The organism is Nocardioides humi (assembly GCF_006494775.1).
GTDB lineage: Bacteria > Actinomycetota > Actinomycetes > Propionibacteriales > Nocardioidaceae > Nocardioides > Nocardioides humi.
Map to the genome: position 1 here is coordinate 5,512,501 of NZ_CP041146.1, position 12,621 is coordinate 5,525,121.

9 protein-coding genes, 2 rRNA genes and 2 pseudogenes (1 of these 13 only partly in view) are annotated in these 12,621 nt (G+C 69.4%); 6 read left to right on the forward strand and 7 right to left on the reverse strand.

What is annotated here, in order from left to right; translation table 11 throughout:
* The 3 genes from FIV44_RS26655 to FIV44_RS26665 all read left to right on the forward strand — a co-directional run.
* Positions 1–2,702 (forward strand): 23S ribosomal RNA (locus tag FIV44_RS26655) (it extends 459 nt beyond the left edge of the window).
* Between the two features lie 149 nt (positions 2,703–2,851).
* Positions 2,852–2,968: ribosomal RNA gene (gene rrf / locus FIV44_RS26660) — 5S ribosomal RNA — on the forward strand.
* Positions 2,969–3,145: 177 nt separating this feature from the next.
* Positions 3,146–4,063, forward strand: a complete 918-nt coding sequence (locus FIV44_RS26665) for a tetratricopeptide repeat protein (protein WP_246086633.1) — start codon at positions 3,146–3,148, stop codon at positions 4,061–4,063.
* A 24-nt stretch (positions 4,064–4,087) separates the two neighbouring features.
* Here the strand turns inward: FIV44_RS26665 and FIV44_RS26670 are convergent, their stop codons facing one another.
* Complete coding sequence (locus FIV44_RS26670) at positions 4,088–4,528, reverse strand: hypothetical protein (protein WP_141007091.1); 441 nt, start codon at positions 4,526–4,528, stop codon at positions 4,088–4,090.
* Positions 4,529–4,751: 223 nt separating this feature from the next.
* On the opposite strand from FIV44_RS26670, the gene FIV44_RS26675 reads away from it, so the two are divergent.
* The 3 genes from FIV44_RS26675 (at position 4,752) to FIV44_RS26685 (ending at position 7,394) form a co-directional block, all read left to right on the forward strand.
* Positions 4,752–5,672, forward strand: a complete 921-nt coding sequence (locus FIV44_RS26675) for an alpha/beta fold hydrolase (RefSeq protein WP_141007092.1) — start codon at positions 4,752–4,754, stop codon at positions 5,670–5,672.
* A 208-nt stretch (positions 5,673–5,880) separates the two neighbouring features.
* The gene (locus FIV44_RS26680) at positions 5,881–6,378 is read left to right on the forward strand and encodes a DUF3145 domain-containing protein (protein WP_141007093.1); all 498 of its coding nucleotides are present in this window, start codon (positions 5,881–5,883) and stop codon (positions 6,376–6,378) included.
* Between the two features lie 89 nt (positions 6,379–6,467).
* On the forward strand, positions 6,468–7,394 hold the full coding sequence (locus FIV44_RS26685) for a hypothetical protein (RefSeq protein ID WP_141007094.1): 927 nt from the start codon (positions 6,468–6,470) through the stop codon (positions 7,392–7,394).
* A gap of 150 nt (positions 7,395–7,544) precedes the next feature.
* On the opposite strand, the pseudogene FIV44_RS26690 reads toward FIV44_RS26685, so the two are convergent.
* The 6 genes and pseudogenes from FIV44_RS26690 to FIV44_RS26710 all read right to left on the reverse strand — a co-directional run bounded on the left by FIV44_RS26690 (position 7,545) and on the right by FIV44_RS26710 (position 12,598).
* Positions 7,545–8,794: pseudogene (locus tag FIV44_RS26690) on the reverse strand (beta-ketoacyl-[acyl-carrier-protein] synthase family protein).
* Positions 8,795–8,853: 59 nt separating this feature from the next.
* Positions 8,854–9,099, reverse strand: coding sequence for an acyl carrier protein (locus tag FIV44_RS26695; protein WP_141007095.1), 246 nt, complete (start codon positions 9,097–9,099; stop codon positions 8,854–8,856).
* Positions 9,100–9,171: 72 nt separating this feature from the next.
* Complete coding sequence (locus FIV44_RS26700) at positions 9,172–10,173, reverse strand: beta-ketoacyl-ACP synthase III (RefSeq protein WP_141007096.1); 1,002 nt, start codon at positions 10,171–10,173, stop codon at positions 9,172–9,174.
* Complete coding sequence (locus tag FIV44_RS32755; RefSeq protein ID WP_246087082.1) at positions 10,170–10,544, reverse strand: ACP S-malonyltransferase; 375 nt, start codon at positions 10,542–10,544, stop codon at positions 10,170–10,172. Before FIV44_RS32755 ends, FIV44_RS26700 begins: the two co-directional genes overlap by 4 nt.
* A gap of 118 nt (positions 10,545–10,662) precedes the next feature.
* A pseudogene (locus tag FIV44_RS32760) lies at positions 10,663–11,157 on the reverse strand (ACP S-malonyltransferase); the annotation flags it as partial.
* Positions 11,158–11,332: 175 nt separating this feature from the next.
* A complete protein-coding gene (locus tag FIV44_RS26710) occupies positions 11,333–12,598 on the reverse strand; it encodes a PucR family transcriptional regulator (protein ID WP_246086634.1) in 1,266 nt (421 codons plus the stop codon).
* Positions 12,599–12,621: the final 23 nt, after the last annotated feature.

The window sequence follows — 12,621 nt, forward strand, 5'->3', positions numbered from 1 at the left end:
TAACACGCTACTCCTGGAATGGTGTGTGAATCTGGCGGGACACCCGTTAAGCCTAAATACTTCTCGATGACCGATAGCGGACCAGTACCGTGAGGGAAAGGTGAAAAGTACCCCTGGCGGGGAGTGAAATAGTACCTGAAACCATGTGCCTACAATCCGTCAGAGCTTGTGTGGCCCTTTGGGGTTGTGTGGGTGATGGCGTGCCTTTTGAAGAATGAGCCTGCGAGTTAGCGGCATGTGGCGAGGTTAACCCGTGTGGGGTAGCCGTAGCGAAGCGAGTCCGAATAGGGCGTACCAATTTATTGGGTAGTCGCGTGTTCTAGACCCGAAGCGGAGTGATCTATCCATGGGCAGGTTGAAGCGCCGGTAAGACGGCGTGGAGGACCGAACCCACTTCAGTTGAAAATGGAGGGGATGACCTGTGGATAGGGGTGAAAGGCCAATCAAACTCCGTGATAGCTGGTTCTCCCCGAAATGCATTTAGGTGCAGCGTTGCGTGTTTCTTGCCGGAGGTAGAGCACTGGATAGCCGATGGGCCCTACCAGGTTACTGACGTTAGCCAAACTCCGAATGCCGGTAAGTGAGAGCGTGGCAGTGAGACTGCGGGCGATAAGGTTCGTAGTCGAGAGGGAAACAGCCCAGACCATCGGCTAAGGCCCCTAAGAGGTGGCTAAGTGGAAAGGATGTGGAGTCGCAGTGACAACCAGGAGGTTGGCTTGGAAGCAGCCATCCTTGAAAGAGTGCGTAATAGCTCACTGGTCAAGTGATTCCGCGCCGACAATGTAGCGGGGCTCAAGCCATCCGCCGAAGCCATGGCAACTCCATCTGTTTGAGTGCAGGACCCAGGCGCACTTGTGCGTCCAGGGGTGGGGTTGGGTAGGGGAGCGTCGTGTCACGGGTGAAGCGCCACAGTGATGTAGGTGTGGATGTGACACGAGTGAGAATGCAGGCATGAGTAGCGAATCACGGGTGAGAAACCCGTGCGCCGATTGATCAAGGGTTCCAGGGTCAAGCTAATCTGCCCTGGGTAAGTCGGGACCTAAGGCGAGGCCGACAGGCGTAGTCGATGGACAACGGGTTGATATTCCCGTACCGGCGAAGTGGCGCCCATGACGAGCTCGGTGATGCTAACCACCCGAAACCTCACCTACCGAAGTCTTCGGACTGAGGGGGTGGGTGTGGAGCGTGGGATCCGATCCGGTAGTAGTCAAGCGATGGGGTGACGCAGGAAGGTAGCCCAGCCGCCGCGATGGTAGACGGCGGTAAGCATGTAGGAGGGGGCCTAGGCAAATCCGGGTCCTGCGCCCTTTGGTGGTGTCTCTGAGATGTGATGCCGACCCCGTAGGGGGAAGTGGGTGATCCTATGCTGTCGAGAAAAACCTCTAGCGAGCCATGAGCCGCCCGTACCCGAAACCGACTCAGGTGATCAGGTAGAGAATACCGAGGCGATCGAGACAACCATGGTTAAGGAACTCGGCAAAATGCCCCCGTAACTTAGGGATAAGGGGGCCCGGAACGTGTAGCCACTTGCTGGTGAAGCGGGAAGGGCCGCAGAGACCAGGGGAAAGCGACTGTTTACTAAAAACACAGGTCCGTGCGAAGTTGTAAGACGATGTATACGGACTGACTCCTGCCCGGTGCTGGAAGGTTAAGAGGACCGGTTAGACAGGCTTGTCTTGTCGAAGCTGAGAATTTAAGCCCCAGTAAACGGCGGTGGTAACTATAACCATCCTAAGGTAGCGAAATTCCTTGTCGGGTAAGTTCCGACCTGCACGAATGGAGTAACGACTTTCCTACTGTCTCAACCATGGACTCGGCGAAATTGCACTACGAGTAAAGATGCTCGTTACGCGCGGCAGGACGGAAAGACCCCGGGACCTTTACTATAGTTTGGCATTGGTGTTTGGTTCGGCTTGTGTAGGATAGGTGGGAGACTGTGAAGTGGCCACGCCAGTGGTTGTGGAGTCATCGTTGAAATACCACTCTGGTCGTACTAGATGTCTAACCTTGGGCCATGATCTGGTTCAGGGACAGTGCCTGATGGGTAGTTTAACTGGGGCGGTTGCCTCCTAAAGAGTAACGGAGGCGCTCAAAGGTTCCCTCAGCCTGGTTGGCAATCAGGTGTTGAGTGTAAGTGCACAAGGGAGCTTGACTGTGAGACAGACATGTCGAGCAGGGACGAAAGTCGGAACTAGTGATCCGGCCACTGCGAGTGGAAGCGTGGTCGCTCAACGGATAAAAGGTACCCCGGGGATAACAGGCTGATCTTCCCCAAGAGTCCATATCGACGGGATGGTTTGGCACCTCGATGTCGGCTCGTCGCATCCTGGGGCTGGAGTAGGTCCCAAGGGTTGGGCTGTTCGCCCATTAAAGCGGCACGCGAGCTGGGTTTAGAACGTCGTGAGACAGTTCGGTCCCTATCCGCCGCGCGCGTAGGAAACTTGAGAAAGGCTGTCCCTAGTACGAGAGGACCGGGATGGACGAACCTCTGGTGTGCCAGTTGTACCGCCAGGTGCATGGCTGGTTGGCTACGTTCGGAAGTGATAACCGCTGAACGCATCTAAGCGGGAAGCACGTTTCAAGATGAGGTTTCCCACCCACTTGTTGGGTTAAGGCCCCCAGAGATGATGGGGTTGATAGGCCAGAAGTGTACAACCGTAAGGTCAAGCTGACTGGTACTAATAGGCCGAAGACTTGCCACAACAAACCCCCAACACACACCACAACACCAAACACACTATGAAATTTTGGTGCTGCGCGTCCACATGAAGACCAACCCCACCACCACCGTGACCACGCACAGTGATCCGGTGAAGTGATCCGGTGACACGGTGGTGAGGGTTCATAGAGTTACGGCGGCCATAGCGGCAGGGAAACACCCGGTCCCATCCCGAACCCGGAAGTTAAGCCTGCCAGCGCCGATGGTACTGCAACCGAGAGGCTGTGGGAGAGTAGGACGCCGCCGGACAAACATTCAGGTAGGGGCCACCTCAGAGGTGGCCCCTACCTCTGTTTTTGTCGAGCGCGCCTCCGGTGCGATGATGAGGGCAGCAGCAAGCTGCCGTCGCGTAGCTCTCTCGGCGCGCTGCCGACCTGTTTCGCACCTAGATTCCTCAATAGCGATCTCGAGTCCCAGGAGACTGACGTGGCAGACCAGCGTGGCCGTCGTGACGGCGCGGGCGCTCCCCGGAAGGGCGGCCCCCGGCAGGGAGGAGCCCCGCGGAAGGGTACGAGCGCCCGGAGCGGCGACGCTCGCAAGCTCTACGACCGCAAGCCGGCCGGGCGCGGGGGGAAGCCGCCGACGGACAAGCGTCGCGCGCCCCGCACGGAGGCGGAGCGCAAGCCGCGGACGGACCGGGAGCGCACCGAGCAGCAGGCCGTGTACGACGGCCCGCCGCTCCCCGAGGACGTCAGCGGTGCCGAGCTGAGCGCCTCGGTGCGGGCCCACCTCAAGGGCCTGCCGGAGAAGCTCGCGGCCCGCGTCGCCCGGCACCTGGCCGCTGCGGGCCAGCTGGTCGACGACGACCCGGAGACCGCTTATCAGCACACCCTGGCCGCCAAGGCGCGGGCGCCTCGGATCGCGGTCGTGCGGGAGGCCGTGGGGGAGGCGGCCTACGCGGCCGGCCACTATGCGGAGGCGCTCTCCGAGCTGCGGGCGGCCAAGCGGATGAACGGCGCCACGGCGTACCTGCCGATCATGGCGGACTGCCACCGGGCGCTGGGGAACCCGACGCGCGCGCTCGAGCTCGCCAAGAGCCCGTCGGTGGCGCGATTCGTGCCCGCGGCGAAGGCGGAGATGACGCTGGTCGAGGCGGGCGCCCGTCGTGACCTCGGGCAGCTCGACGCCGCGCTGCGCACGCTCGAGGTCGCGCCGCTCAACAGCAAGAGCCGGGAGTCCTGGGTGGTGCGGCTGCGGTACGCCTACGCCGACACGCTCGAGGAGGGCGGGCGTCTCAACGACGCGCTGACCTGGTTCCACAAGACGAACGCGATCGACGCCGACGAGATCACCGATGCCGCGGCGCGGGCCGAGGCGCTGGAGAAGCGGGTCGAGCGCGACTGAGCGGGACCACGGTCGGCTGCGTGCTCAGGGGCGCCCGGCGATCGTGACGATCGCCTGCTGGTTGCCGGCCGGCTGGGTGCCCCAGCGGATGTCCTCGCGGTAGGCGATCCGGACCCGGTCGACGACCGCCAGCGCGGCCTGCGCCGACTCGATCCGCACCACGATCGAGTCGCCGCCGACCAGACGCTCACCCTCCGGGTTGACGAGATCGGCGCAGAACTGGCCAGGCTGGGTGGTGACGCCGATGGTGCCACGGCGGCACAGGAGCGGGGTGACCTCCAGCTTCACGTCGCTGGTGGTGTGCACCTTGACCCCGGAGATCCGGATGGTGCGGCCGAGGTCCGCGGGCGCGGCGAACATGCCGACGTACAGCGGGGTTCCCACGACGCCGTTGGCGTTGACGACCTTCGCCGAGACGGGCAGATGGTCCGGCGTCCGGGCGTACCAGACCAGCCAGGTCAGCACGAGGGCGAGCGCGACGACGAGTCCGGTGATCCGCCAGCCGCGCGACTGGAACGAGGGGCGGGGGATCCGGGGGCGCCGAGCCCGCCCGGACGCCGGCGCTCGGGGCGCTCGGCCCGGCGGCGGCCCGGTGCAGACGCGGCGCTGGGCACGGATCCTCCGTCGGTCATGGCCGAAGCGTAGGACACCCGCGCCCGGGCGTGTCGGACCTGCCACACTCCTGCGCATGACGTTCCCGGCACCCCGCATCCCGGAGCAGCCCAAGCGGCCGACGCTCGAGGGAAGCGTCGCCGTACGGGACGGGCGCCGGCTCAGCTTCGCGGAGTACGGCTCGCCCCGCGGACCCGCGATCGTGTGGATGCACGGCACCCCGGGTGCCCGGCGGCAGATCCCGGTCGACGCCCGCGCGTACGCCGAGGAGGCCGGGGTCCGGATCATCGGCATCGACCGGCCCGGGATCGGGTCGTCGACGCCTCACCTCTACCCCGACGTGCTCGACTGGACCGCGGACCTCACGCTGCTCCTCGACGCCCTCGCCGTGGACACCCTGCGGGTGATCGGGCTGTCCGGCGGCGGTCCGTACGCGCTGGCCGCCGGCGCCGCACTGCCCGAGCGGGTCCACGGGGTCGGCGTCCTCGGGGGTGTCGCGCCGACGCGCGGCCTCGACGCGGCCGAGGGCGGCGTCATCCGGCTCGCGGTCCACGCGGCGCCGCTGCTGGCGGCGACCCGGGTCCCCCTGGGCGTGGCCCTGACCGGGGCGATCCGCACGGTGAAGCCGCTGGCGGGCCCCGCGCTCGACCTGTACGCCGCCGTGCAGCCGCCGGGCGACAAGAACCTGCTGGGACGCCCGGAGTTCAAGGCGATGTTCCTCGACGACCTGCTCAACGGCAGCCGCTTCCAGACCTCCGCGCCGCTGGCCGACCTGCTGCTCTTCACCCGCGAGTGGGGCTTCCGCCTCGCCGACGTCGCCGTCCCGGTGCGCTGGTGGCACGGCGACGACGACCACATCGTGCCGTTCCGGCACGGGCAGCACTGCGTCGACCGGCTCCCGGACGCCACGATGACCACCATCGACGGCGAGAGCCACCTCGGCGGCCTCGGCATCGCGAGGCTGGTGATGGACGAGCTGCTCGCGCTCGGCGCCTGAATGCGGCAGGGTGTGACCCAGACACGCGGGGGTTGCACTGGTGTCCAGCCGTCCCATGGGCCACAATGGGAACACAACATCACAGGTGTCACGCAGCCGACCGGTGCTCGCACTCGTTCGCCACCTCGACACCTCCGTTGAGACCGCTGGGGAAGGCGTATCTCACGCCGGAGGTAGGAGGAAGCGAGGGTTCGTGGTGACCGGAAGCATGAGTGCAACCAGGGGCGTGTTCTACGTCCACTCCGCGCCGTCCGCGCTGTGCCCGCACATCGAGTGGGCCGTGGGCGGCGTGCTCGGCGTACCCGTCAACCCGGACTGGACGCCGCAGCCGGCGCAGTCGGGGACCTACCGCTGCGAGTTCTCGTGGACCGGCAATGTCGGATCGGCGGCCGAGATGGCCTCCGCGCTGCGCGGGTGGAACCACCTGCGCTTCGAGGTGACCGAGGAGCCGACCTCCTCGACCGAGGGCGCCCGGTTCTCCTACACGCCCGACCTCGGCGTCTTCCACGCCGTGATGGGCCTGCACGGCGACATCATGATCCCCGAGGACCGGCTCAAGGCCTCCGTGGTCCGGGCCGCGCTCGGCGAGGTCACGCTCGAGAACGAGATCGACAAGCTCCTCGGCAAGCCCTGGGACGACGAGCTGGAGACCTTCCGGCACGCCGGCGAGGGTGCGCCCGTCCGCTGGCTGCACCAGGTGGTCTGAGGCGCCGCGGGGAAGGGACCATCATCAATCCTGATGATCCCTCGCCCTGAGCGTCCGACCGGCGGATCGGGTGTGCCTAGCCTCGGCCGGTGACCGACGCGCACCTGCTTCCGTGGACCTTCCACGACATCGCGGCCTTCGGCTCCGCGCCACATCGTGCCGCCCACCGGCTGCACGAGCAGCCCCTGTTCACCGACGACTCCCTCGCCGAGCTGCTGGACCGTCTGCCCCGCTCGGTCGTGCACCCCTACACCATGGGCGAGGACCCCGAGCGCAGCGACGAGTGGCGGCGCGGGGCGGAGACCGACCTGCCGGGCAAGGAGCTGCTCGAGGTCGTCGCCCGGGGCCGGCTGTGGCTCAACCTGGTCGGGATCAACCGGCACGACGCCGAGGTCGCCCGCCTGGTCGAGGACCTCTACGGCGAGCTGCGTGAGCTCGTGTCCGGCTTCGACCCGCTCGAGGTGAAGGCCACCCTGCTCATCTCCTCGCCGACCGCGATGGTCTACTACCACGCCGACAACCAGCCGAACCTGCTCTGGCACGTCCGCGGGTGCAAGCGCGCCTACGTCTACCCGCGCTCCGAGCGGTTCGTCAGCCGGGAGGACCTCGAGCGGCTGGTCGCCGGCGCGACCGACGAGGAGCTCCCCTACGAGCGGGGGTACGACGAGCAGGCCGACGTGCTGGAGCTGGAGCCGGGCCAGGTCGCGTGGTGGCCGCAGAACAGCCCGCACCGCGTCGAGAACGTCGACGGCATGAACGTCTCGCTCTCCACCGAGCACTGGACCGCGGACTCCGTGCGCCGTGAGCACCTGTGGACCGCCAACCACTACGTCCGGACCCGGCTGGGGCGGGCGCCGCGCTCGACCCGCGAGCGCGGAGCGCTGCCCGCGGCCAAGGTCGCCGCCATGCGGCTGGGCCGCAAGGCGGGGGTCCTGCGGGTGGGCGAGAAGCGTGCGCCGAGGCCGACCTTCGCCATCGACCCGGACGCGCCGTCCGGCGTGCGGGAGCTCGCCTGAGGGCACCGAGCCGCGGTCGGACGTCATCGCCGGACCCAGTCGCCGGACCCGGACCCAGTCGAGGGCGCTGGACCGGGAGGAGTCCAGCGCCCTCGGATCGGGGAGCGCGGGCTGGCCGCGCTGCGGCGGTCGGGGCGACCCTGCGGAGGGTCAGCTCACCGAGCCGAAGACCACGGCGACGTTGGCGCCGCCGAAGCCGAAGGAGTTGTTGATCGCCGCGATGTCGCCGAGCGGGAGGTCCCGCGGCTTGGTCGCGACGTCGAGCTCGACGGCGGGGTCCTGCTCGTCGAGGTTGATGGTCGGCGGTGCGGTGCGGTGGTGGAGCGCCAGCACGGTGGCCACCGCCTCGAGCGCGCCGGCGCCGCCGAGCAGGTGACCGGTCATCGACTTGGTCGCCGAGACGACCAGGTCGTCGGCGGCCGAGCCCAGCACGGCGTGCAGCATCAGCGACTCGGCGACGTCGCCCTGGGGGTCGAGGTCGCGTGGGCGTTGACGTGGGCGATGTCGGCGGGCGCGACGCCGGCGTCCTGCACGGCCGCACGGATGGCGCGGGCGCCGCCGCGACCGGCCGGGTCGGGCTGGGCGATGTCGTGGGCGTCGGCGGTGATGCCGGTGCCGAGGACCTCGGCGTAGATCCGCGCACCCCGGGCCTGGGCGTGCTCGAGCGACTCGAGCACGAGGGCGCCGGCGCCCTCGCCGAGCACGAAGCCGTCGCGGCCGGTGTCGAAGGGGCGCGAGACGGTGGTGGGGTCGCCGTCGTTCTTCGACAGCGCCATCATGTTCGCGAACGCCGCGATGGGCAGCGGGTGGATGGCGGCCTCCGTGCCGCCCGCGACCGCGACGTCGACGCGGCCGAGCCGGATCTGGTCGGCGGCCAGCGAGACCGCCTCGTTGCCCGACGCGCACGCTGACACCGGCGTGTTCACCGGGCCGCGCGCGCCGAGCCGGAGGCTGATGCTCGCGGCCGGGGCGTTGGCCATCAGCATGGGGACGGCGATCGGGGAGACCCGGCGCGGTCCCTTCTCGAGCAGGACCTCGTGGTTGGACAGCAGCGTCTGCACGCCGCCGATGCCCGAGGCGAAGGCGACGCCGAAGCGGTCGCCGTCGAGGTCCCCGGCCTCCTTGAGGGCGTCGAGGCCGGAGTCGGCCCACGCCTCGAGCGCCGCCACGAGGGCGAACTGCGAGGAGCGGTCGAGCCGGCGGGCGACGACCCGGTCGAGGACCTCGGTGGGCTCGACGGCGGCGGTGGCGCCGATGGTCACGGGGAGACCGTCAGCCAGGTCGCCGAGGGGACGGACCCCCGAACGACCGGCGAGCAGGCCCTCCCAGGTGCTGGCGACATCGCCGCCGAGCGGGCTGGTGGTGCCCAGGCCGGTGACGACGACACGAGTACGGGACATGGCTGACGGTTCTCCCTGGTGAGTCGGGTGGATCAGGCGGGTCAGGCGGGTCAGGCGGGTCAGGCGGCCTGGTTGCGCTCGATGTACGCGACGGCGTCGCCGACGGTCTTGAGGTTCTTGACCTCGTCGTCGGGGATGGTGACGCCGAACTTCTCCTCGGCCTCGACGACGACCTCGACCATCGAGAGCGAGTCGACGTCCAGGTCGTCGCTGAACGACTTGTCCAGCTGCACGCTGTCGGCCGGGATGCCGGCGACCTCGTTGACGATCTCGGCGAGGGCGGCGCGGATCTCTTCGGTGCTCATTCTTCGTGTTCTCCCGTGGTTGATGGGTGCTGCCGGTTGGTGCAGATACGTGGGGGCCGCCGTGGCGACCCGTCAGGGGACGACGACGACCTGGGCGGCGTACGCCAGGCCGGCGCCGAAGGCGATGAGGAGGGCCACGTCGCCCGACCTCGCGTCTCCGTCGTCGATCATCCGCCGCAGCGCCATCGGGACCGAGGCGGCGGAGGTGTTGCCCGCGTCGACGATGTCGCGGGCGATGCGGACGGAGTCGGGCAGGCGGAGCGAGCGGGCCATCGCGTCGGTGATCCGGTTGTTGGCCTGGTGCGGGATGAAGCAGTCGAGCTGGTCGACGGTGACCCCGGCACGGTCGAGGGCCTGCTGGGCGACCTTGGCCATGGAGAAGGAGGCCCAGCGGAAGACCTCGTTGCCCTTCATGGTCAGGTGCGGCATCTGGGGCTCGTCGGAGGCGAGCACGTCGCGCCAGTCCTGGCGGGAGCGGATGTGGTCGTAGTGCTCGCCGTCGGAGCCCCACACGACCGGCCCGATGCCGGGCGTCTCGGACGGGCCCACCACGACCGCGCCGGCGCCGTCGGCGAAGATGAACGCGGTGCCGCGGTCGGTCGGGTCGGTGATGTCGGAGAGCCGCTCGACGCCGATGACCAGGGCGTAGCGGGCACTGCCGGCGCGGACCATGTCGTTGGCGAGGGCGACGCCGTGGCAGAAGCCGGCGCAGGCGGCGGAGATGTCGAAGGCGGCCGGCTGGTCCGCGCCCAGCTCGTGGGCGATCGCGGTCGCCGCCGAGGGGGTCTGCATGAGGTGGCTCACCGTCGCGACGATGACGCAGTCGACCTGCTGTACGTCGATGCCGGCCGCCTCGAGCGCCTGCTGCGAGGCCGCGACGCTCATCGAGACGACGGTCTCGTCGTCGGTCGCGAAGCGGCGGGTCCGGATGCCCGAGCGCTGCTGGATCCACTCGTCGCTGGAGTCGATCGCGTCGACGATCTCGGAGTTGGGCACCAGCCGCGACGGCCGGTAGGCGCCGACCCCGAGCACGGCGGCGTACGACGGGCCGCTCTCCGTCCGCAGGCCCGTCATGCCGACACCGCCTCGGCAGCGACGGCGGCGCGGTGGCGCTCGCAGAAGGCGTGGGCCTCGTCGAGCTGGTCGGGGGTGTTGAGCGAGAGGGTCTCGACGGTCGTGTCCCCACCGCGGAAGTAGCGCTTGGCGATGCCGGTCAGGGTGCCGGCCGGCGGCAGCTCGAGGATGCCGGTGACGCCGAGGCGGGTCATGGCCTCCAGGCACAGGTCCCAGCGGACCGGGCGGGCGATCTGGCCCACGATCCGGCTCAGCACGTCGCCGCCGTCGCGGACGACGGCGCCGTCGGCGTTGGAGAGGAACGGAGTCCGCGCGTCCTGGGCCGAGACCGACCGGGCCAGGCGCGTGACGTGGTCGACGGCGGGCGCCATGTGGGGGAGTGGAACGCCCCGGCGACCGAGAGCGAGCGCAGCCGCGCTCCCTGGGGGCGGCGTCGGCGAAGGCGGCCAGCTGGTCCGTCGTACCGGCGGCGACGATCTGGCCGGGACCGTTGTCGTTGGCGGCGGTGAGGCCCTGCGCCTCGATCGCCGCGAGCACCTCGTCGCGGTCGCCGCCGAGGACGGCGGTCATGCCGGTCGGGGTGACGGCGGCGGCGTCGGCCATGGCGTTGCCGCGCTCGCGGACCAGGACCATCGCCTGCTCGGCGGTGAGGACGCCGGCGCCGACGGCGGCGGTGATCTCACCGACACTGTGGCCGGTCACCGCGTCGGGGACGGCCGCGAGCTGCCGGGCCGCGACCAGGCCGGCGGCGACCAGCAGCGGCTGCGCGATCTTGGTGTCGCGGATGGTGTCCTCGTCGGCCTCGGTGCCGTAGTGGGCCAGGTCGAGGCCCGCGACGGCGGAGAGCCAGTCGACGTACGCCGCGACGTCCGGGTCCTCCAGCCAGGGCGTGAGGAAGCCGGGGGTCTGCGCGCCTTGTCCGGGGGCCACGATCACGAGCACGCCTCCAGCCTGCCGTCCGGGTGGTTGCGACCGCGCCTGCACCCTCCACGAACTTGGTGCCCGGACCTTGTAGGGGTCCTACAAGTTGGATGGGCCGAGCGTGTCGCCTATCGGGTGACACCGCACGGTCCTCGCTGCGCTCGGACCGCGGGTGCCACCCGATGCGCTGCGCGCGGGCTACACGCTTCCGGCCACTTGGATGGGCCGAGCGTGTCGCCTATCGGGTGACACCGCACGGTCCTCGCTGAGTGTGGGGCTGCTTGGCGGCCAGGAGGCTGTCGGCGGCGTCGCGCACCGTGGCCGTCAGGCGGCCTGGCGCCCGAGGACCAGCGCGAGCTGGAGGGTGAGCGCGTCGCGGGGATCGAGGGGTGAGGCCGGTGAGGTCGGCGATCTGGCCGAGCCGGTAGCGGACCGTGTTGGCGTGCACGAACAGCGCGCGGGCGGTGGCCTCGATGCCGGCGCCGTTGGCGAAGTAGGCCACCAGGGTCTCGACCAGCTCGCCGCGGGACTCGGCGAGGGGGCGGTAGAGGTGGTCCACCGCCTCGAGGCGGGCGAGGTCGTCGCCGGCGAGGATCCGCTCGGGCAGCAGGTCGTGGGCGGAGACCGGCCGGGGGGCGTCGGGCCAGCCCACGGCGGCGCGGAGGGCATCGAGCGCGACCCGGGCGGACAGGTGGGCGTGGGCCAGGTCGGCGGCCACCGGGCCGACGACGACGGCGCCCTCGCCGAAGAGGTGGACGACCGTGCTGGCGTCCTTCTCGAGCTCGTGGACGCCGCCGAGGATCACGACGAGGAGGTGGCCCTGGACGGCGCTGAGCGCGTCGAGGCCGTGCTCCTTCGCGGCGTGGCGCACGTCCTCGAAGACGCCGGTGGGGGCGCCGGACGCCTCGGGCGGGGCGGTGCCGACGACGACCGCGACCTCGCCGCGGGAGGACCAGCCGACGGCGCTGGCCCGGGACAGGACCGACTCGTCGGTCTCGGCCCGGAGCACGGCGTCGACCGCGAGCGCCTCGAGCCGGGCGTCCCAGCGGCCCCGGACCTCGGCGGCGCGGGCGTAGACCTCGGCGGTCGCGAAGGCGACCTCGCGGCCGTAGCGGAGGACGGCGGCGTGGACGTCGGGCAGCACCTCGGGGTCGAGCAGCCGCTCGATGTTGGCCTCGACCTCGTCGATGGTGAGCCGGATCAGGTCGACCGTCTGGTGCAGGTCGACGGTGCCGGCCATGGCCCGCGGCGCGGCGCCGAAGACCTGGCCGACGACGGCGTCGTCCTGCGGGTCGGCCCCGCCGCTGTCGGCGAACCAGTCCACGAAGCCCTTGACGCCGGCCTGCACGATCATCCCGACGTACGAGCGCTCCTCGGCGCTGAGCTCGCGGAACCAGGGCAGGTCGGCGTCCATCCGGGCCGTCGCGGCCGTGCTCAGCGACCCTGTGGCGGCGCGGAGCTGACGGGTGGCCTCGGCCCGCTGCGCCGTACCGGTGGGGGACATGGCGCAAGCCTATTGCGCGGCGC

Excerpts from the sequence above, each read along its gene's own strand:
- FIV44_RS26675 (WP_141007092.1), top strand. The coding sequence starts at position 4,752 with ATGACGTTCCCGGCACCCCGCATCCCGGAGCAGCCCAAGCGGCCGACG.
- FIV44_RS26680 (WP_141007093.1), top strand. The coding sequence starts at position 5,881 with ATGAGTGCAACCAGGGGCGTGTTCTACGTCCACTCCGCGCCGTCCGCG.
- FIV44_RS26695 (WP_141007095.1), bottom strand. The coding sequence starts at position 9,099 with ATGAGCACCGAAGAGATCCGCGCCGCCCTCGCCGAGATCGTCAACGAG.
- FIV44_RS26700 (WP_141007096.1), bottom strand. The coding sequence starts at position 10,173 with ATGACGGGCCTGCGGACGGAGAGCGGCCCGTCGTACGCCGCCGTGCTC.
- FIV44_RS32755 (WP_246087082.1), bottom strand. The coding sequence starts at position 10,544 with ATGGCGCCCGCCGTCGACCACGTCACGCGCCTGGCCCGGTCGGTCTCG.
- FIV44_RS26710 (WP_246086634.1), bottom strand. The coding sequence starts at position 12,598 with ATGTCCCCCACCGGTACGGCGCAGCGGGCCGAGGCCACCCGTCAGCTC.